Annotated in this window: 17 protein-coding genes; 4 read left to right on the top strand and 13 right to left on the bottom strand. The window is 54.5% G+C overall.

The window, feature by feature from the left end; translation table 11 throughout:
• Nucleotides 1-34 precede the first annotated feature (34 nt).
• Both O5O45_RS23330 and malT read right to left on the bottom strand, forming a co-directional pair.
• Nucleotides 35-1,657 (bottom strand): alpha-glucosidase family protein, encoded by a 1,623-nt coding sequence (locus tag O5O45_RS23330; RefSeq protein WP_305901723.1) that lies wholly within the window; start codon nt 1,655-1,657, stop codon nt 35-37.
• A gap of 199 nt (nt 1,658-1,856) precedes the next feature.
• Nucleotides 1,857-4,613 carry an HTH-type transcriptional regulator MalT gene (malT, locus tag O5O45_RS23325; RefSeq protein WP_305901722.1) on the bottom strand — a complete coding sequence of 919 codons (2,757 nt, stop codon included), beginning with the start codon at nt 4,611-4,613 and terminating at the stop codon, nt 1,857-1,859.
• Between the two features lie 469 nt (nt 4,614-5,082).
• Between malT and O5O45_RS23320 the strand changes: the two genes are divergently transcribed.
• Nucleotides 5,083-6,045, top strand: a complete 963-nt coding sequence (locus O5O45_RS23320; protein ID WP_305901721.1) for a DMT family transporter — start codon at nt 5,083-5,085, stop codon at nt 6,043-6,045.
• On the opposite strand, the gene O5O45_RS23315 is transcribed toward O5O45_RS23320, so the two are convergent.
• Nucleotides 5,992-7,320 (bottom strand): SLC13 family permease, encoded by a 1,329-nt coding sequence (locus O5O45_RS23315; protein ID WP_305901720.1) that lies wholly within the window; start codon nt 7,318-7,320, stop codon nt 5,992-5,994. The two genes, O5O45_RS23320 and O5O45_RS23315, sit on opposite strands and share 54 nt — an antisense overlap.
• Before the next feature lie 115 nt (nt 7,321-7,435).
• On the opposite strand from O5O45_RS23315, the gene O5O45_RS23310 reads away from it, so the two are divergent.
• On the top strand, nt 7,436-7,939 hold the full coding sequence (locus O5O45_RS23310) for a GNAT family N-acetyltransferase (RefSeq protein ID WP_305901719.1): 504 nt from the start codon (nt 7,436-7,438) through the stop codon (nt 7,937-7,939).
• A gap of 11 nt (nt 7,940-7,950) precedes the next feature.
• On the opposite strand, the gene O5O45_RS23305 is transcribed toward O5O45_RS23310, so the two are convergent.
• Nucleotides 7,951-8,910 carry an AEC family transporter gene (locus tag O5O45_RS23305; protein WP_305901718.1) on the bottom strand — a complete coding sequence of 320 codons (960 nt, stop codon included), beginning with the start codon at nt 8,908-8,910 and terminating at the stop codon, nt 7,951-7,953.
• 179 nt (nt 8,911-9,089) lie between these two features.
• Nucleotides 9,090-9,470, bottom strand: coding sequence for a DUF3461 family protein (locus O5O45_RS23300; RefSeq protein WP_305901717.1), 381 nt, complete (start codon nt 9,468-9,470; stop codon nt 9,090-9,092).
• Between the two features lie 279 nt (nt 9,471-9,749).
• Between O5O45_RS23300 and O5O45_RS23295 the strand changes: the two genes are divergently transcribed.
• Both O5O45_RS23295 and O5O45_RS23290 read left to right on the top strand, forming a co-directional pair.
• On the top strand, nt 9,750-10,655 hold the full coding sequence (locus tag O5O45_RS23295; RefSeq protein ID WP_305901716.1) for an alpha/beta hydrolase: 906 nt from the start codon (nt 9,750-9,752) through the stop codon (nt 10,653-10,655).
• Between the two features lie 147 nt (nt 10,656-10,802).
• Entirely contained in the window at nt 10,803-11,465 is a 663-nt protein-coding gene (locus O5O45_RS23290) for a 2OG-Fe(II) oxygenase (RefSeq protein ID WP_305901715.1), read from the top strand.
• A gap of 56 nt (nt 11,466-11,521) precedes the next feature.
• Here O5O45_RS23290 and O5O45_RS23285 read toward each other — a convergent pair whose 3' ends face one another.
• The 8 genes from O5O45_RS23285 to O5O45_RS23250 all read right to left on the bottom strand — a co-directional run bounded on the left by O5O45_RS23285 (nt 11,522) and on the right by O5O45_RS23250 (nt 20,319).
• Nucleotides 11,522-12,013 (bottom strand): glutathione peroxidase, encoded by a 492-nt coding sequence (locus O5O45_RS23285; RefSeq protein ID WP_305901714.1) that lies wholly within the window; start codon nt 12,011-12,013, stop codon nt 11,522-11,524.
• The gene (locus O5O45_RS23280) at nt 12,010-12,714 is read right to left on the bottom strand and encodes a DUF502 domain-containing protein (RefSeq protein ID WP_305901713.1); all 705 of its coding nucleotides are present in this window, start codon (nt 12,712-12,714) and stop codon (nt 12,010-12,012) included. Before O5O45_RS23280 ends, O5O45_RS23285 begins: the two co-directional genes overlap by 4 nt.
• Nucleotides 12,715-12,726: 12 nt before the next feature.
• Entirely contained in the window at nt 12,727-13,137 is a 411-nt protein-coding gene (locus tag O5O45_RS23275) for a CoA-binding protein (RefSeq protein WP_305901712.1), read from the bottom strand.
• Nucleotides 13,138-13,209: 72 nt separating this feature from the next.
• A complete protein-coding gene (locus O5O45_RS23270) occupies nt 13,210-15,657 on the bottom strand; it encodes a putative bifunctional diguanylate cyclase/phosphodiesterase (RefSeq protein WP_305901711.1) in 2,448 nt (815 codons plus the stop codon).
• 149 nt (nt 15,658-15,806) lie between these two features.
• Nucleotides 15,807-16,829: a 2-dehydropantoate 2-reductase gene (locus O5O45_RS23265; RefSeq protein ID WP_305901710.1), complete on the bottom strand. Its 1,023-nt coding sequence runs from the start codon at nt 16,827-16,829 to the stop codon at nt 15,807-15,809.
• Between the two features lie 543 nt (nt 16,830-17,372).
• A complete protein-coding gene (locus O5O45_RS23260) occupies nt 17,373-17,585 on the bottom strand; it encodes a hypothetical protein (RefSeq protein ID WP_127968149.1) in 213 nt (70 codons plus the stop codon).
• 470 nt (nt 17,586-18,055) lie between these two features.
• The gene (locus tag O5O45_RS23255; RefSeq protein ID WP_371748014.1) at nt 18,056-18,730 is read right to left on the bottom strand and encodes a methyl-accepting chemotaxis protein; all 675 of its coding nucleotides are present in this window, start codon (nt 18,728-18,730) and stop codon (nt 18,056-18,058) included.
• 371 nt (nt 18,731-19,101) lie between these two features.
• Nucleotides 19,102-20,319 carry a GGDEF domain-containing protein gene (locus tag O5O45_RS23250; protein ID WP_305901708.1) on the bottom strand — a complete coding sequence of 406 codons (1,218 nt, stop codon included), beginning with the start codon at nt 20,317-20,319 and terminating at the stop codon, nt 19,102-19,104.
• Between the last annotated feature and the right edge of the window lie 94 nt (nt 20,320-20,413).

The following is a 20,413-nucleotide window of genomic DNA, read 5'->3' as shown; positions in this document are numbered from 1 at the left end:
GGCTGGACCCTCTTAACTTGATTGCCGGCGTTGCTTACGCCAGTTGGCAAATACCGATTCCGTATGCGGGGAGATGAACGCAGGCGTCGCTCCATTCCGCATTGAGAACGCTGAGATCGCTCACCACCGTTTTGGCGCCGGCGGGCAATTCGATATCCACGCTTTGCGCCGACAGGTTCAACGCCACTAACAGGCGCTCGCCATTTAGGCTGCGCTCGTACAGAAGCGTGTCCTGTGGGCTCGGCAGGAAGCGGATGTCGCCTTTCTGCAGCAGCGGTTGCGTCTTGCGCCAGATCAGGAATTCCCGATAAATGTGCAGCAGGGAATCTTCTGCGTCCTGCTGTTCCGCCACGGCGGCGGCCACATGCTCTGGATAGACCGGCAGCCAGGGCTTGCCGGTGGTGAAGCCGGCATGCTCTTGCTCCGCTTCCCAGGGCATCGGCGTACGACAGCCGTCGCGGCCTTTGTATTCCGGCCAGAAGGCGATGCCGTAGGGATCGACCAGATCTTCGTATTCCAGCTCCGCTTCCACCAGACCGAGTTCTTCACCCTGATAGAGGCAGACGCTGCCGCGCAGAGTCAGCAGCATCGTCATGAAAACTTTGTTCAACGCCAGCGGCGCTTCCTGGCCGCACCAGCGCGTGGCGACGCGGGCGACATCGTGGTTGCCGATCGCCCAGCAGGGCCAGCCGTCCACCAGTTTTGACTCGATAGTTTCCACAGTCTTGCGCAGAAACTTGGCGTCGCACTGTTCGGTCAGGAAATCGAAGGAGTACGCCATGTGCAGCTTGTCGCCGTCGGAGGTGTAAGCGGCCATGGTGTCCAGGGAGTTGTCGTCGCCGATTTCACCTACGGTGGTTGTACCCGGGTATTTTTCTAACAGGGCGCGCACCCGTTGCAGGAATGGCAGGTTCTCCGGCTGTGTCTTGTCATAAAGGTGACGCTGATAGGCGTAGGGGTTTTCTTTACGCACGCCAATGGAGCCTTCCGCCACTTCGGTATTGGCGGGGTTATCCCTCAGCAGCTTGTCGTGATAGCAGAAGTTGATGGCGTCGAGACGGAAGCCGTCCACGCCTCTTTTCAGCCAGAACTCGACGTCGCTGAGCACTTGTTCAACCACGTCAGGATTGTGGAAGTTCAGGTCCGGCTGGCTGGTCAGGAAGTTGTGCAGATAATACTGACGACGACGGCTGTCCCACGCCCAGGCGGAACCGCCAAAGACAGACACCCAGTTATTCGGCGGCGTGCCGTCGGGTTTCGCTTCCGCCCACACATACCAGTCCGCCTTCGCATTGTCGCGACTGCTGCGGCTCTCCTTGAACCAGGCGTGCTGGTCGGAGGTGTGGCTGAGCACCTGATCAATGATGATTTTCAGGCCGCGCTTGTGCGCTTCCGCCACCATCACGTCGAAATCTTCCAGGGTTCCGAAAATAGGATCGACGTTGCGATAGTCGGAAACGTCGTAACCGAAATCCTTCATGGGGGAAGTGAAGAAAGGAGACAGCCAGATAGCGTCCACTCCCAGACTGGCGACATAGTCCAGCTTTGCGGTGACGCCAGGCAGGTCGCCGATGCCGTCGCCGTTGGAATCAAAAAAACTACGGGGATAAATTTGGTAGATGACTGCGCCGCGCCACCAATCACGATCAACCTGCATGTCGCCTCTCTTAACAACTCCAAACCAGGTAACGCACGTGCACCCACAGATAAGTGGAAGACGTTGTTATTTTTACAGTTATGAAGATGGTGCCTGCGGCGAACCGGGCGAACATCCTCCCTCCCTCTTTTTTCTTGGCGTAGTAGTGGGGATGAGGGGGGAGGAGGAGGCGGAGGGTGGGTATGAGGGGGAGCTGCGCTCACTCCCCCTGTATCTTACTCAATAGATCCCGCGCCAGATTGATGGCTTCGGAGCGGTGGGTGATGTTCTGTTTTTGGTAGAGGCTGCGGATGTGTGTTTTCACGGTGGTGGGCGCCACTTTCATGTGCTCGGCGATCTGGTCGTTGGACAGACCTGCATGGATAAGGCTGAGCACTTGCCACTCCCGGCGGGTGAGGGGTGAGGTGCGGATGAGTTCCGGTACGTCAGGGCGGTCGATAATATCCTGGATGATGGCTTCGTCCAGCGAGATACGAATCGCGCGGCTGAAATCCCGTTGTTGTTGCGCCAGCTGGATCAGGCGTTCCGCCCGTTGTTTTTCCATCTCATCCAACTGCTCTTCGCTGATCAAGGCTTTGAGAATATTGATCAGCACTTTGCCGATGCGCAGAAAGCTGCCCACAGCGCCGGTGGTGCTGGCGAGTTTCAGTGCGATGGCCATGTGGCGCAGGGCGTCTTCACGTTGCTCGTTGAGCCAGTAAAGCTGCGATAAATGGATATGGTTGCGGTTGATATCGGTTTTCAGGCCAAACTGTTCCGCCATGCTTTGGATGCCTTCCAACAGCGGCAGCGCCTTGTCGAAATCTCCCAGACTGACGTAGGCCCGCGCCCAGTTGCGGATGTTGCACTGGGTAAAGTGGTTGGTGGCCTGCTCCGGCGCCGGCTCTGGCGCTGCGGTCAGCCAGCGTTGAATGGACTCCTTGTCGCGCACCGCGTCCCAATAGGACAGCATGGCGGCGTGCGCGTTGGCGGTCCAGTCGATATGGTATTCGCCGGAGGCCAGCATCTTGTGAATCTTCTGCACGTAGTCTGCGCATAACGACTGACGACCGCGCGCCTGGGCGATCTTCGCCAGCATCACGTAGCTTTGGATGAACCAGCGCTCACCCTGGCTTTCCAGAATCTCGATGCCTTTTAGCGCACATCGTTCCGCGCTTTCCAGATGGTGCCACTCCCACATGATCTGGCTGCGTATGCGGTACAGGAACTCCAGAATGGGCAGACGCTCCAGGCTGTGGTCCTCCGCATATTGCAGCGCCTTCTCTTGGATGTTGTAGGCTTTCTGCAGATAGCCCTGGGCGACGCTGATTTCCGATTGCTGGCACAACGCCCAAATAACGTTCTGATGCGCATGTTCCGCCAACGCCAGTTGTTCTGTGTCCTGCATGCGGTTCATGGCTTCCTTGAGGTGGCCCTGCACAAACAAGGATTCGCCAATAACCGAAGAGGCGGCGGTGCGGGAGGTGGGCAGGTACACGGGATCATGGGCCAACGCGGATTTTGCAAAGGTCTGCGCCCGTTCCGCGTCCCCGACGTTCATGGCTACCTGAGCGCGCACCGCGTTGAATTCGCCGGTGATCGCTTCCCACTCTTCTTCGCTGCAGTGGGTCTTCAAGTGTTGCTCCGCCGCTTTCAACCAGGATTCCACTTCAGACCACTGATACTGTCCTTGCGCCACCCAGGCGCGCAGCAGGGTGAGAATGGGGTGATCGGCGATGACTTCTTTATTCAGGGCGTCGAAACAGCGTTGCAGCAGATTGAACTGCCCTTCGGTGAAAAAGTCGCGGCCGCAACTCAGCAGGATATCCTTGATGCGTTGCTGGTCTTTGGCCAGCACTGCGTGACGGGCGGCGTCTTCGAAAAAGCCCATTTCACGCCAGGCGTCGCTGGCGCGCTGGTGGAGTCGCGCGGTTTCATCCGGCAGCACGCAGGTTTGCATGTGGCGTAGATAGGCGGCGAACAGCGGATGGTAACGGAACCACAAGCCGCTGCTGTCCAATGGCACGATAAACAAGCCAAGATTCAGCAGGGAGTTCAATAGAAACTGGCCGTCCTGTTGTTGCGCCAGACGCATCACCATCAACGCATTGAAGCGCTCCAGTACGCTGGTGCGTAGCAGGAACAGCCGCTGTTCGTTATCAATGCTGGTGCGGGTCAGTTCATCAAAGTAATCGAATATATAGTGATTGCCGCTGTGTAATTGTTCGACGTATTCGTTGAACTCCACCCCGGTGGAGGCGGTCGCCGCCAATAGTTGCAAGGCCGACACCCAGCCTTCGACCCGGCGGTTGGCGCGCTCGATGCTTTCCCGGGACACTTCGAATCGCAAACGCTGCTCAAAATAGGCCTGAGCTTCGTCGGCGCTGAAGGAAAGGTCCTTGGCGGTGATTTCCAGCATCCGCCCCTGCATGCGTAATTGCGCCACACCGATGGGCGGCGTAGTGCGGGATAGCAGCACTAACGTAATGTAGGGAGGCAGGTGGCGCAGCAGGAAAGTCACGCCGCTGTGGATCTCCGCATTGGTGATCAGGTGATAATCATCCAGCACCATATGCAGCGGATCGCCTTCCAAAGGTAACTCAGACAGCAGGTCGGTGAGAAACGTCTGCAACGTTGGATAACCTTGTTGGTTTAACGTGCGCAGGGTTTCCGGGCAGGCGCCTCGGGTGGCTTCATTCAGCGAGTGAGCGACATAAAAGGCGAACTGCTCACTCAGATTGTCCTGAGCGTCCAGACGAAACCAGGCGGCGTTGGCGCCCAGTGCGTTCAGGCGATCGTCGATCATCGTGGTTTTGCCGTAACCCGCAGGCGCCTGCACCAGGATCAGGTTGACCGGATCGATTTCATGCAGCAGGTCGTCGAACTTCTCCCGCTCCAACAGGCGGGCCGGCCTGGACGGCGGCATTATCTTGGCTTTTATCAAGGTTAAAGACTCGGGCTTTATTGTAGTTGTCATCGGCGACCCTAATTATGTTTCAGCGCTAATGTCGTCCATTATTGGCCGGTTCATACGCCGGTCATGAATTTGTGGTTATATGGAGCCGGGGCTCCCTGGACGCAGTTACATCAGACTTTAGCAAATATCGCTTTGGAAAGTCAGCGCCCATTCACCGTATACGCCCTGACGGCGGGCGCTTATGTGGTTATTGCGTATTGCCGGTATAGGGCTGTAAGACCACCATACGCGGATGTATACGACAGTGCGTTTTCATTATTTCACTTTGCCCGCAATGTCTTGCGCGTCCATTCTGCGATGTGCGCATGCGGCGGTGGTGGAATAGCGGGATCGTAACAGTTTTTGACGCCGCAGCGGTTCTTCCCCTGCGGCTTTTTTTTTGCCCTGAGGGCCCGATCTAAAGTTCCCCGACTGCGATAAATCTGTGACGACGAGCGGCTGTGTTTAAGGAAAGGCGCGGAGGTTGGCGGTGGTTATTCTTGCATATGCAATGGTGATATTGGTCTGGTCCACGACGCCCCTGGGAGTCGTCTGGAGCAGTCAGTCTTTTCATCCAACGGTGGCGGTGGGTTTGCGCATGACGATCGCAGCGATCGTCACCGGCGTGGTTATCCGTCTGTATCGCATTCCGCTGCACTGGGACAGAGACTCGCTGTATAGCTATCTGTGCGGAACTATGGGCGTGTTCGGCGCCATGATGTTGACCTATTTCGCTTCGAAAACCGTTCCCTCTGGATTAATTTCCGTGATGTATGGGCTGTCGCCGATTATGTCCGGCCTGCTTGGCGTGTATCTGCTGGACGGCGTGCGCTTTCAGAAAAGGCAATGGCTGGCCTTGGGGCTGGCTATTAGCGGCTTGGCGACGGTATTTGGCAAGGATCTGCATGCCTCAGGCGCCATCGCATTTGGTTTGCTGCTGGTTTTGGGCGCAGTGGCGTTGTTTAGCCTCAGTGGCGTGCTGTTGAAGAAACAGAAAGCGACGCCGCATCCGCTGGCGCTGACCTTCGGCTCGATTCTGCTAGCCTTGCCCGGTTACTTTATTCTTTGGGCGCTGATGGACGGCAAAATACCCCAGATTACCCTGAACGATCGTGGTCTGTGGGCGGTGGTTTACCTGGCGCTGGTGGGCTCCGTATTGGGTTTCTTTGCTTACTATTACGTGTTGCAGAAACTGCAGCCGTCCACGGTGGCCATGGCGACTTTGGTCACGCCGGTCCTGGCGTTGCTGCTGGGCGTTACGCTGAACGATGAGACGATTCATCCCACGGTGCTGCTGGGCGGCTGCCTCATCCTGCTGGGGTTGGCGTTATACTTTGATTTGCCGCGTAAGGCGCTGCGTTGGCTGCGGCCGATCAGCGCACCAGTGTTGGTTGTTCCGTTAAGCGAAGAAGAAAATAAACGCACTGACCAGCAGAGCGCAGGCGAGGTTTAAATAAAAGCCCACCCTGACCATCGTTTTCTGAGGCACAAGCCCGGTTCCATGCACGATGGCGTTGGGCGGCGTCGCCACTGGCAACATGAAGGCGCAGGATGCGGCGATGCCGATCGTCAGCGCGGTTTGTTCAGGGCTCAGCTGACCTGTCGGCAAAGCCAGAAAGATCGGAACCAATAAAGCGGCGGTGGCGGTATTGCTGGACAGCTCGGTCAGGAATATCACAAAGGCGGTGATGGTCAGCAGCAACAAATAAGCGGGCCAGGCGGACACTAGCGCCGCCAGTGATTCACCCAGCAACTGACTGGCTCCTGAACTTTTCAGCACTACGCTTAGGGTCAAGCCTCCTCCAAATAGCAGCAGCACACCCCAGTCTGTGGTGGCGCTGACGTCTTTCCAGGAGACGACTTTGCTGATGGTTAGCGCGACCAGGGCCAGTATGGCGATCCAACTATCCAGGTCTTTTTCTATTCCCAGCAGCTCGCCTAGAGGTTTACTGAATAGCCACATCGCAACGGTGGCGCTGAATATGCCCAGTAGTATCAGACGCTCGCGGGTCCAGATAAAGTCGGCGCGCGTCACGGTCTGGGCGCGACCGCTAAGATCCGGCCGCAGCGCCTTGTGGAGAATAAACAGCATGACCGGCCACAGCATGAGCGTCACGGGCAGGCCCAGTTGAATCCAGTCGCTGAAGGACATATCCAACTGAGCGGCGACAATGGCGTTGGGCGGACTGCCCACCAAGGTGGCGACGCCGCCGATGCTGGCGGAATAGGCCACAGCCAGAAGCGCGAATACACGGGGATTATCCGGGCGATCACTTTCCTGACTCAGCAGCCCCAGAACCAGGGGCATCATAATCGCGGTAGTAGCGGTGTTGCTGATCCACATGGAGAGCAGCGCGCTGAGGGCGCATAGCAAAATCAGGGCGTGACTGATTTTGCCGCGAGTGAGGCGCAGCACTTTGGCGGCGATGGCGCTGTCCACTTGCTGTTTATGCAGTGCTGAAGCCAGAGCGAAACCGCCGAGGAACAGAAAGATAATGGGATTGGCGAATTCACTAAAACCTTCCTTGACTGACAGTAAGCCCAACGTTACCGCCATGATGGGAATCAACAAGGCGGTGACGGTGACATGCAGCAACTCGGTCATCCACAACACGGCGGCTATCCAGAGGATGGAGAGCCCATGACGGGCCTCGGCGGGCGCCTGTATCAGCGTTTCCAGGCATAGCGGCCCTGCGGCCAGGATTATCCAGATCAATTTCATTCGCATAGTAGACCAGTCATCCTTTCCTTGTGGCGACGTCTTGGTTGATGTAACGCCAAAAATGGGGTAATCATCGGTTTTTCATAGAGTAATTGACTTGATATAACGCAAAAGGACGCCAATGACCTCAAACGCCTCTCAGTTTAGCCTACGACGCATCACTGCTGCAGATAACTCGCAAATGGCGGAGGTCATCCGTCAGGTCTCCGCAGAATACGGGCTCACGCCTGAGCGAGGGTTCGCTGTCGGAGACGCCAGTGTAGACGCCATGTATGAAACCTATGCAACGGCTGGCGCAGCCTATTGGGTGGTGGAGTATGAAGGACGCATCGTTGGCGGCGGTGGTGTGGCCCCGTTGGCGGGAGCAGACGGTTCAGTGGCGGAGTTACAGAAAATGTATTTCCTGCCGGTCTGCCGTGGGCAAGGCCTTGGTTATAAGATCGCGCTGATGGCGCAGGCGTTCGCCAAGGATCACGGGTTTAAGCAGTGCTATCTGGAAACGACAGCTGCGTTGCAAGAAGCCATCGCCTTATACGAACGCCTGGGCTTCGAGCTGTTGACCGAACCCATGGGAGATACCGGTCATCAGGTCTGCGAAGTGCGTATGATCAAAGCGCTGGACTGACGCCGTGCGCCTTACATCCAGCCGATAGTGTTCAGCACCGTAATACCGATCGCCAGAGAGACGAAGGACGCCAGAGTGGATAAGGCGACGATGGCGGCGGCCAGCTCACTGTCTCCACCCATGGCTTTCGCCATGACGAAACTAACGGTGGCGGTCGGGCTGGCGAACATGAGAAAGAGAGAACCCAGGTAAATATCGCGTATGCCGATGGCGAACGCGATAACGATCTGCGCCACTGGCAACCAGATCAATTTCAGTTGCGTGGCGTGCAACGCCAGCCGGGAAGTCGCCCGCAATACTTTGCCGTTGATAGAGCCGCCGACGCAGAGCAGCGCCAGAGGCAGGGTCAGGTCAGCGAAGTAACCGGCGGCTTTTTTCGCCATTTCGGGCAATGGAATCTGCAATGCCGCAAACCCAAGCGCCAGTACGATGCTGATGATGAGGGGATTGCGGACGATTTCTTTCAGCACGCCAGCCCAGGGTAGCTTGGCGTTTTGGTGCTGGGAGGCAGTTAACGCCCAGACCGACAGCAGGTTGTAAAGCAAGGTGACGAATCCCAGCAGCACCGATCCCACCGCAACGCCCTGTGCGCCATAGGCGCCGGCGCATAACGCCAAGCCGACGATGCCCAGATTGCCTCGAAACGCGCCCTGTACGAATACGCCCAGTTGTGTGGGTTCAGAAATATAGCGTTTGGCGATGATCCAGACTGCAATAAAGCCAACCGTCGTGGAGACGATGGCGTAGCCCAGTTGCGCTAGATTGACCACCTGTCCTAACTGCAGTTCGGCGACGTTGAGAAAGATGAGAGTAGGCAGCGCAATTTTGAATACCAGACGGGAGCCAGTCTCTATGAACGCGCCATCAATCATGTTGCTGCGTCGCAATAGAAAACCAAGGATGACGAGAAAGAATATCGGCAACACCACACCAGCGGCGAAAACGGCGCTTTGCAGCAACAACTCAAACATGGGCGGACTCTGGAATCTATTGGCTTGGTTGAGGAGTTTAAGCGAGATTGCCGCAGCGTATGAATGAGAGGTCAGTATGACGAGAGGGAAATATTCAATCGCTGGCGGTCAGGTTGGCCAGGCGGCTACGTTGGAAGACCGCCCGGCCGAGATCGATCGTTACGAATCGGCGCGATGACTTAGAGCTTTTCCAGGTCGCGCTCGATTTCCTTGATCTTGTTGTTCACGACGCGCTCCAGGTGGCGCAGATCCTTCAGAATCTTCTCTTTAACATCAACCTGTTCGGTTTCTTTGCTGGTGATTTTGTCCAGCTCATCCAGAACGTGCAGCAGATTGGGCGCAATTTCAGAAGTGTTTTCATAACGCTTGGTGCCGCCTGAGTCCACCAGCAACTGCTTCTGCAGACGGGGGAATTTTACTTTCAGGCTTCTGTGGAAAAGGTCGCCTTTTTCCTTTTTGTAGTAGATCTTGAGGATGTCGTTCTCAGCTTCGGTGCGCAGCGTGTATTTTTCGATGCGTTGGGGATCGGCGACGCCGATGTGCTTGAGGTGGTCAGTCATGGGTACTCCAGATTAGTTTTAAAATTTAAACCTTAAAAGTCAGTTTAGTTAAGAAATCGGTAAGTTGTTAAAACAACGATAAAAAACTGTATTGGGCATATCTTGAACTTTTGATAAAAAATTGCTATAGGTACAACCCGACAAAAATGTTACCAACGGTAACCTTTTTGACTTGTGTCTATTTCTGTGAGCGGCGGATGTTTTTTGTACAACTGTGTAAGTTGGTCTATAAATCAAAAGTAGGTCCATCAGTTGTAACTTGGACGGCTGTTTGCTCGTATGACTCGCATAAATATTCTGAAAGATATGATTCGCCTGGGGATGAATTTCATTCCCAATAACTTGATGGCTTATCGTCTGTGCGCCTCTCACACCTCGTGGTTTATTCACGCTCCGCCGGGCTTTTCCAGCGAGCCTTGTGAAATCGACGGGTTACAGGCGTTATGGTTGAGTCATCGCACTGAGTGCGAATCCCGCGTTGTGTTGTATCTGCATGGCGGCGGATATGTCATTGGCTCCAATCGCACCCATCTTGAACTGGCCTGTCGCATCAGTAAGGCCGCCAAGGCGCGGACTTTGATGTTGGAATATCGGCTGGCGCCGGAGCATCCCTTTCCAGCGGCGTTGCATGATGTGGTGACGGTCTATAAACATTTGCTGGACCGGGGCGTTAAGGCCAGGCATATCGTCATTGCGGGAGATTCCGCCGGTGGGGGGCTTACCATGGCGGCGCTGCAATTCATTCGTGATCTGGATCTGCCGACGCCAGCGGCGGCGGTATGTATTTCGCCCTGGCTGGATCTGACCTGCCAGTTGTCGAGCAAATCTCATCGCTTACCTCATGACCCCGTTATTTCGCCGGAGCGTATACGTTTTTTCGCGCGTCATTATGCGGGAGAGCATGATCCCAAACTGCCTGGCATCTCGCCTTTCTTTGGCGATTTGCACGATCTGCCGCCGGTGTTGATACAGGTGGGCGGCGATGAGATTTTGCTCTCCGAGTGTAAGCAGTTTCACCGGCGCGCCCGAATGCAGGGAGTGCCTCTGCAATTGCAGGTGTGGCCGCATATGTTCCACGTCTGGCATTTTGCTTCCCGTCTGTTGCCGCAGGGTGGGCGCGCCATTCATGAAATCGGCGGTTTCATTCGCTCGCATACCCCTTTGGGAGCGACGGCGGCGGCTTAAAATTCGCCTTGCGGGATCTGAGTAAAAAAACAATTCGCGCTGGGTAATTTCCGCTCTATAATTCTTCGCCCGGTCAGCACGGCAGCCGCCATTGACCTTGACGCCCTACTACTGTTTTCGCCGTTGGCGCGGAAGGAATTTCAACCTATGTCCTTGAATCAAGATATCGCCCAGTCGGGCGCTTCGGCCTGCGTGCTTCCTTCTCAGGAATGGCATGAGCGGATGGCTGACGCTTTGGCGCAGCAAGGATGGGGCGTATTTGACGATTTGGTTCCGCTTGAGCTGGCCTCGCATCTGCGACAGGAAGCGGAGTTCATCTATACCGAAGGCGGCTTTAACCCCGCCCATATTGGGCGTGCGGAAGACCGGCAATTAAATGATTCGGTGCGGCGCGACTGGTCCTGTTGGCTGGATGGACGCACCGAGACACAGCAACAGTTTCTGCTCTTTCTGGAAAATGTGCGCCAGGTTCTGAATCGCACCTTATTTCTGGGGCTGCAGGAAGTGGAAGCGCACTACGCTGTTTACGAAGCGCAGGCGTATTATCGCCGTCATGTGGACAACTTTCGCGGGCGCAGCCCCCGTAAAGTGACACTGGTGCACTACCTGAATCAGGACTGGCTTCCAGGTGAGGGTGGCGAGCTGGGTTTATACGATGGCGGTAACGGCGGTCTCATTGCGGACATCACTCCCGAGATGGGCCGAACAGTGATCTTTCTCAGCGAAGACTTTCCCCATGAAGTCAGGCTGACTCACCGCGCCCGTTGGAGCATCGCCTGCTGGCTGCGCACCAGCTCCTCGCCGTTCTGAGGCTCCGCGCGGATGCGCGGAGCATTCTTCTGACCGGAGGATAATGGTCTGGGCTACTAGCCCAGCAGGACTTTGCTGAGATGGAGCTGCTCGTCGACTTTATCCAGCAACTCCTCATCGCTGGGCGGCGTACGCGGATCGAAGCGCGCTACGCAGCGGCCTTCGCCATTGACCAGAAACTTCTCGAAATTCCAATGAATGTCCTCGCCATCACCGATCAGCCACTGGTAAAGCGGGTGCCGTCCCGGGCCGTTCACCTCTATCTTGGAGGTCATGGGGAAGCTCACCTGAAAACGCGTGGAGCAGAATGCGTGAATGGCGGCCTCGTCGCCAGGCTCTTGCCCGCCGAACTGGTTGCAGGGCAGTCCCAGCACCACTAAGCCGTCGTCCTTGTGCTCTTCATATAGCGACTGCAGCTCTTCGTATTGGGGCGTCAGACCGCATTCACTGGCGACGTTCACCAACAACAGCGTTCTACCTTTGAATTGCTCCAGCGGCATGTCGACGCCATGAATATCTTTAACGGTGAAATCGTAAAGCGTTGTCATAGTTGGATGTCCTTATGTTGTTCTGGATGGGAGGGAGCCGGTTCACCGTTCGTCGTCGCGACGGCGGGATCCGTTTTAGCGCTGGCGGGGCCGGCGATCGCCAGTAAGGCCGCGCTGCCGGCGCCGCATGAAATGATGGTGCGGATGGCGGCCTCCACTTTGATATCCGGTCTTAGCGTCACCGCTTCGCCCGGGACGTGGAAAACGAAACCGGTCGTGGGGTTGGGGCCGGTCGGGACAAAGACCGTGTAGCGGCCGTCTTCGTGCGTGCTGGTGACAATGGCGGTGACGGTGGTCGGTGTTGAAGGACCGAATATTTTAACTTCCGCCACAGCGCCGGATCTGAACGGCGAGTTTTTCTTGTCGCCTAGCAACTGGGTGACGATCTCTTTCACCATTTGATAGCCCGGCGCAATACGGCGTAAATGTCCGTCAAACCGCGAATGCAGATAGCGGCCGATGCTGGTGGCGGTAAGGCTGCCGACCAGGATGCAGGCGACAGCGATCACCAGGATGACGACCATGTCGCCAACCACTTCCGGCGCCGACACCATGCGAATCACGATATTGGTGATAGGTTGAATCAGGTCTGTGACGGCGCGGAAAAGCCAATTGAAGAATAAACCCAATATGGCCAGCGGCAAGAGTACGATAACGCCGCCGATAAAGGCGTTGCGCAATAACAACTTCAGTTTTGTCATAAAGGTCAGGAATTACAGTCCCAGTCGGGTAATTTCAATTTTCGGACAGCGGTCCATAACGACTTTGAGCCCAGCGTCCGAAGCTTTCTGCGCCGCTTGTTCATGAATGACGCCCAATTGCATCCACACGACGCCGGCGCCAATGGCGATAGCCTTGTCGACGATGTCGGGAACCGCGTCCGGGCGGCGAAAAATATCCACCATATCTACAGGTAGTGGAATGTCGCGTAAGCAGGCGTAAACGGTCTCGCCCAGCAAGGTGGCGCCTGCCAGCGCAGGGTTGACGGGAATGACCCGGTATCCCTTGTTTTGCAGAAATAGCATGACATGGTGGCTGTCACGCCCCGGCTTATCGCTGGCGCCGACCATTGCAATGGTATGTACGCTTTTCAATATTCGGCTGATTTCGGCTGCTGAGGGCATGGTGTCGTTGGCTCCGCTGATAAGCTGTCAGCATTATGCGGAGCGTCGCCGCCCCCTGCAACTGCGCTCAGGCTACTTGGGGTTTTTCGGCTGCAATCTCAGCAACTCTCCCATCTCTGCGGCGGGCAAGGGTTTGCTAAACAGATAGCCCTGGTAGTAATCGCATTCGTTTTCTTTCAGGAACTCCAGGTGCTCAACGGTTTCCACGCCCTCCGCTACCACTTCCAAGTCCAGGTGGGCGGCCATGGCCAGGATGGTGGCGACAATGGCGGCGTCGTTCACATCGCTGTTGATGTCGGTGACGAAGGAGCGGTCGATTTTGAGGGAGTCTACCGGCAGTCTCTTCAGATAACTGAGGGAGGAGTAGCCGGTGCCGAAGTCGTCCAGAGAAAAGCGAACGCCCAAACCCTTAAGGCTGAGCATCTTGTTGATAGTGTCTTTGACGTTCTGGATGACCACGGACTCGGTGACTTCCAGTTCAATGCAGTGCGCGGGCAGCCGGGTGGCCTCCAGTATCTCAATGATCTGTTCAACAAACTCCGGCTGGTAGAACTGCTTGGGACTGACGTTGATGGCGACGCGCATGTCTTCCTCCCACCACCCTTTGTCCAGCCACTCCTTCACCTGCATACAGGCCTGGGTGAACATATCCAGGCCGGCGGTGAGAATCAGATTGGAGTTTTCCAGCACCGGGACGAATTCATCGGGAGTAATCAGTCCTCGCTGCGGGTGGTTCCAGCGTATTAAAGCCTCTGCGCCGATAATGCGTCCATCGGTGACGCTGACCTGGGGCTGGTAGTAGAACATCAGCGCTTTATCCTTCACCGCCGTGCGCAATTCGTTTTCAATACTGAGCCGCTTGCTCACTGCATCCGCCATCTCCGCTTTGAAGATGGTCATTTTGTTGCGACCTTCATGTTTGGCCTGGAACAGCGCCGTGTCGGCGTAACGCAGGATGACTTCCGTGTTGGCGTCTTTATCTGGATACAAAGCCACGCCCATGCTGGCCGTCACGGTGAACTCCTGGGTGTTGAAAAAGAACGGGGTGGACAGTTCGGAGAGGACTTTCGCTGCGATCAGATTGGCGTTTTGCGCCGCCTCCTCCGGCGTGCGTCCCAGCTCCGGCATGATCACGGTAAATTCATCTCCGCCAAGGCGACCGACAGTGATTTCTTCATCCAGACAGCTACGCAGATTTTTCGCCACATTCCGTAATAGTTCATCGCCGACTGAATGCCCCAGCGAGTCATTGATGTTCTTGAAGTTGTCCAGATCGATCAGCAATAAAGCGCCGTAGGCTCCGTGGTTGCGGGAGCGGGCGATGTCCATGGTGAGCCGGTCATAGAACAGATTGCGATTGGGCAAGCCGGTGAGAGGGTCGTGAAAGGCCAGTTGTTCCACGCGGGATTGCGCCTCAACTCTGTCGGTGATGTCCACGGACACGATCAACGCGCAGGGTTTGCCGAAAAAACGGAACGGGATTTTATTGCTTTGCAAGATGCGACGGCGGCCGTAAATATCCGTGAGGCCGTGTTCGGGGATGAACATGACTTTCTGTTTGTCGATGACTTCCCTGTCTTCATTGTCAAAGCGCACGGACTCCAGGTTGGAGATCAAATGATGCAACGAGTGATGATCCGCGCCTTCGATTTCCGTGATATTGCGATCATAGAAGCTCGCTAACGCCTGATTGACGAAGACAAAAGCGCCATTGCGATCCTTGGCGTAAATCAGGTGTGGAACGGTATCAATAATCTGCCGGGTCTGGCGTTCACTGTCGCGCAGAGTGTCTTCCGCCTGGCGCCGCTCTTCCAGGCGCTTTTGCAACGTATCGAGAAACTGATTGCCAATCTGCGCCAGATAGCCCAGTTCATCGCCATCATGACTGCGAGGCAGGCGTAACCGACGATCGCCGGGGTCTTCCGGGTTCACCTCGGAAAAGCTGGCGGCGAGAGAAATCAGCGGTCGAGTAATCATGTAGTAGAAGGCGATAAACAGCAGTAACACCAGCACCATGTTGCGCACGATGCCGATAATCAGCACGTAATAGGCGCGGTTGAAGAAAGGCTCCAAGGCTTTGTCCATGTTCACTACCACTTCCATACGACCAGTCTGGAGCTGGTGGTAAGACTCCATCTGCAGCGCGATGGGATAGGTGCGATAAATTGCGCCGATGCTGGACGTGATCCAGCCAGTGTTGGAGTCTGCGACAGGCTTGGCCCCCTCCGCGAGGGTTTGCCCCAGTTCGTCGACGATCAGCACCTGATGAACATAATCATATTGCATGAGACCGGTGACGACTTCTTCCGCCAGACGAGCGTCTAAGGTGTGTACGGCGCGCACGGCGGGAGGGCGGGCGGCTTGCAACACGCGCTCAATAAAATCCTGAAAATCCTTTTCGTGACTCAAATAATCGAAATACACCTGTATGGAGCTGAGCAGACCTCCAAGAATGAAAGCCAGAATCACCCCTGCACGCGCCAGTTTGAAGGATATACGTCGGTGAAACTTCAGTGTCATGTCTGAAACTGCGTCAGGCGCATCCCTCGACATGATCGGTGCAGCGGTGAGAAGGGATGCTGAGTCAATGTTATCTAATCAGTATAGTCGGAAAATCTACGGCGCCGGCTAACGGGAAACATTGGATCTTCAGGTGATTGCAGTGGGCTTTATTCTTCCGCTGCGCAAGCCGTCGCAATGGCGTTGAGGATGTCTTCCGCACTGAGCTTACGGTAGTCCCTGCCTTCGGCTTCTGCTTGTTTAATAAGGTTCATCAGTGTCCGATTAACTGGACAGGGCGCGCCTAACTTGTCGGCCAAGTGCGTTACTTCGCCATTGATATATTCCACTTCCGTTTTTTTACCCAGGCGAAGGTCATCCTGCATGGATGAGCCGGCCTCGGGATCAATGGCCAGCGCGGCATTGGCGATAAGGCGGAACAGAGGCGTCGGAAGATGCAGAAGATAAGGGGACCATTCAGGCACAATCGCGCCCAACCGAACGGTTTGGAAGCCCGCCTGCTCAATCACCCTCAACGCTTCCCGTTGCGCCGCCGCCAGTGCTTTCCGATAACCGGGGTTGAGCAACATGGTGCGCAAAGGCAGTCCCGATAAAGCATTAATGGCGTTGTTGAGGTTGAGCAACAACTTGCTCCACTGCACCGGCTCCATCCGCTCGTGAATATCCACTGGCAATCCGCCCGCCTTGAAATCTTTCTGAATCTGCTCTGAAAAGGGAGAGGCCTGTATAGCCAGGTGACCGGAGGAGACTTGCCGCAGATCGCCTGGATGGGGCTGAATGACGTTGAATGGAACCATTCCGGGGATAATCTTATGGGGTAAGCGAGCTTTTAGCTGTCCAGCATTGCGGACTCCGTTCTGGAAGCTCACGATAATGGCGGATTCTGGGGCGTGGCGACGCAGAATCTCCGCTGCGCTGGCCGTATCCTGGCTTTTGACTGTCACTAATATGCAGTCGGCGTTGGCCAGAACGGCGGGATCATCGCCGAAATGAAGCTGTGCGCCGTCGAAGTAACGTCGTCCGCCTTTAAGGACGCGTAGATGCAGGCCTTCCTGAGCAATGAGTTGCGCTTGTGCGGAGCGGCCTACAAACCAGACGGGATTGCCGCCTGCCTGCAGCATTCCTCCCAAAAAACAGCCTATAGTTCCTGCGCCGAGGACGGCGTACCTCATTTTTCCACTCCTTTTGTTGTTTTTCAGCATGCTGGGCGGCAGATTCTGTCCGGATATCCAGACGCAGGCAGACACTTTTTGACGGCGAGTTCTATCTTCTTTTAATTGCCGCCATGCCCAAGGGGGAGAGCATTAGAGCCCATACCCTCAATGAATGTAGCATCAAAAACAGGATAATAAAATGAATGGGAGGCTCATACAGGGAACAAATTCAACGGGTTACAAAATATATGTGTAATATCATCTGAGTCGTCAGGAGACGAAAAAGCTACAACAAATGAAGGTGTAAAATTTTCAGACGTATATTTCCACTTTTGTTAAATACTTTACAAAACCCATGTAAAGTTTATTGAGTCATAAATGAATATAAAAATAGATATATATGATCTAAATTATTATAAAGATCGTCAGAAGGGGGCGACGGAGGGGACTCTGTAAGAGAAACAGAATAAAAGCTAATAATTTCAATGGATAAGAGGCTTTATCGATGTCGCTGACTACAGCTCTCCCTGGAGGAGAGGGGCGTCGGCGATAAATAGAAGACTATTTAGCGCCGACAAATTGTTTAAGTTCCTGACAAATCGCGTCAGCTTCCGCCTGCAATACCAGACAACGAAATTTGTTGCCTGCGGTCATCGCACGGTTAAGTTGTTCCATCTTGCTACTATATAAACGTTCTAAGCGTTTGTTATAGTGTGAAATTTGGCTGGTCATTGCTGTTACCTCCAAAATTTCTGTCTGTAATACTTTTGCCATGATCCTTGCTCACTATATCGGCAGTTTTACTCTCATCTATAGATAAGCAAAATGCTTGCCTATCTCCCTTTACTACAGCCTTTGGACTTTAACTTCTCTGTCTCACTTTAAAAGGCTCTCATACTTTAGAAAGCGCTGAACCTAGATAATTCCCTTGATTGAAAATTGTTGTGAATTATTGCCATAAGAAAAGAATTTGCAACCTTACGACATAATTTTTTACTGTGCTCAACCAAGGGAGGAATGAGCAAAATCTTATTTATTTAGTAGTTTAGACAAAGTTTTTAATAAGTCAGTTAAAAAATGCACAATAATTTAAAAATTTCGGAAATTACTTAAGTTAAAAATTGTTTTCGATAGAAAATGAATATGAAGACTATGTGTTTATACGCACATATAAGCGGAAATGAAGTGGTACGGAAGTGCTAATAAATCAATGGGTTGATCGCACTTCCGTAATTAAGAAGGGCTTACTTGACGCTGAGATGTTGACGGAGTTCTTCACTGAGATGAATATTTTCATCAGCGCCTTCAACCGACTTATGAGTGTCTTCCAATAGATTCTGAGTGCGACGATTGAGTGAATCGAGCTCTTGCGCAAGGTGATCGAAATCCCGGGCGACGCCTTTTGCGGCCTCCGCGCTTTCCGTGGCGGAACTCATTAATTGATTGAGGTTGCGAACGGTTTCGCTGGCGATAGTGACGCTGCTGCCTATGACTTCGGACACCTCCTGCTGCTTCTGGATGACGCGTCCTGAAATGTCGGTGATTTTCTTGATTTCACTTTGTATTTCTTCCGCCGACTCGTTGGCGGTGGTCGCTAATTGACGCACTTCGTCCGCGACAACGGCGAACCCTCTGCCGTGCTCACCCGCCCGGGCGGCCTCGATGGCGGCGTTAAGGGCGAGCAGGTTGGTTTGGTCTGCGATGGCCTTGATGGATTCGACTAGCTGGTTGATCGTCTTGTTGCTTTCTTCCAGAGAGGACAGCAGATCGGTAAATTCGTTGATGTAGCGCGATGAGGCCTCAATGTTTGAGGACAGTTGCTTGATGTCGGCCACGCTTTGCTGAGTCGTGTCGACAGTGCCCACCGCTACTTCCACGGATTGTTCCGTCACCCCTTTGATTTGTGCAGAGTGATCCATAAAGGCTTCTAACTGATGACAACTGTCCTGAATCTCAGACAGGCGCTTTTCAGTGGATTTTTTTACCTTGACGGCGTTGTCCTGGATGGATTTCGCCATGCCCGCAGGGTTCTTCTCCATAAGCCTGTCTAGCAATTCCGCTTTGCGCTCCAACTCCCGCAAACGCGAGTTGTCGATGATGGTTTGGTCGTCATTTGCGCGTGGTTTGCCGAATCCGAACATATTCTTATCCGCCTGTGGTCATATTTTTGTCATCGCCCGATTGACGCGGGCCTGCGCCAGTGGATGGCGTCAAGGAGTATTCTTGAGTGTAGACGCAGGCAGTAAATTTCGCCTGCGCAAATCTATTTAAAATTCATAAAGATGAGGGGTCAGTATTGCGCTCCTTTCTCTGAATCTATGGGCGTCAGAACGCCATCCAGCGATGACCAGAATACGCAATTGCGACCATAAGACTTGGCTTGGTAGAGCGCTTTGTCCGCAAGCTCCAGGAGTTGCTTGGGCGTCATGGTCTCTCTGGGAACGCCGCTGACCCCGCCAATGCTGATCGTGACGGATACGGGATCCGATAGGTTCCACACGGCGCACGCCGCCACCGCTCTGCGTAATTTCTCCGCCAGCGCGGCGGCCTCTTCCGCATCGACGCCTGGCAAAATGATGCCGAATTCCTCGCCGCCATAGCGCGCCAGAACATCGCTATTGCGTTGTAATTGTCGCATCAGGGTTTGTGCGGTCTGCACCAGACATTCGTCTCCGACCAAGTGGCCGTAGCGATCATTGACCCGCTTGAAGTGATCGATGTCGATAAGCAGGAGTGATATGGGGTAGTTCAACCGGGAGGCTCGTCGCAAGTCGGCATTCAAAATCTGGTCGAAGTAGCGGCGGTTCTTGACGCCGGTCAGACCATCTTGAATGGTTAGTTCTGTCAGGTATTTGGCCTGTTGGGACAGCTTTATGATACTTAACACTGCGACTTCGTATTCGTGGCGAGGCAGGGTGGATATCCAGCTCATGCCCAGGCCGAATGTCATCAGTAGAAAGCCGACGGCGCCGGGTTGGGTGGCGTAAGGGGAAAATAGCGCCAGTGTCATCGGGGCTAGCAGGCAAATGATGAACAGGTTCACCATGCGTCCCAGAATCGCCAGGGATGCGGCTCCGCCGGCGCACAAGCCGAGAGTGCATGTGAGAAACAAAGGGAAGTGCGGGGAAAAGGGCGTAGGAAGCACGGATAACGCGGCGATGCCGCCCCATAAACCTGCGCTGAAGCTGGCGCCAAATAATAGAGGCGTATAAGAAGCCTCGCGCCCTATCTCAAGCTTACGCATGAATTGGTGCATCGCGTAATAACGGTAGCTGGATACGGCAACGATCAGCAGTGCGACATAAGCCAGCCAAAGAGATTTCTCTGGTGTGGGAGAGCTGAACATGATCGCCGCCGAGATGAACACCCAGGTTGCGGGGTAGAACAGGATTCCGGGACGCTGGCGGTTGGCCAAGTCCCGTTTGCGCTGTTGTTCCAGTTCGTCTCGCAACTCTGGTGGGAGGTCCCGATTATTTGGCGAATTACGATGGAAGGCGAATCCTCGCATGGGATATTCCCAATAGGATTAAAATTTTGACTATAAGCGCATACTGCTATTTTTTCACGCCTTGAAGCGCGCATGCCTGCTCCTCCGTCTCGAC

Source organism: Hahella sp. HNIBRBA332 (assembly GCF_030719035.1).
GTDB lineage: Bacteria > Pseudomonadota > Gammaproteobacteria > Pseudomonadales > Oleiphilaceae > Hahella.
The sequence above is the reverse complement of the archived record's forward strand: the minus strand, read 5'-3'. Positions and strand labels throughout refer to the sequence as shown.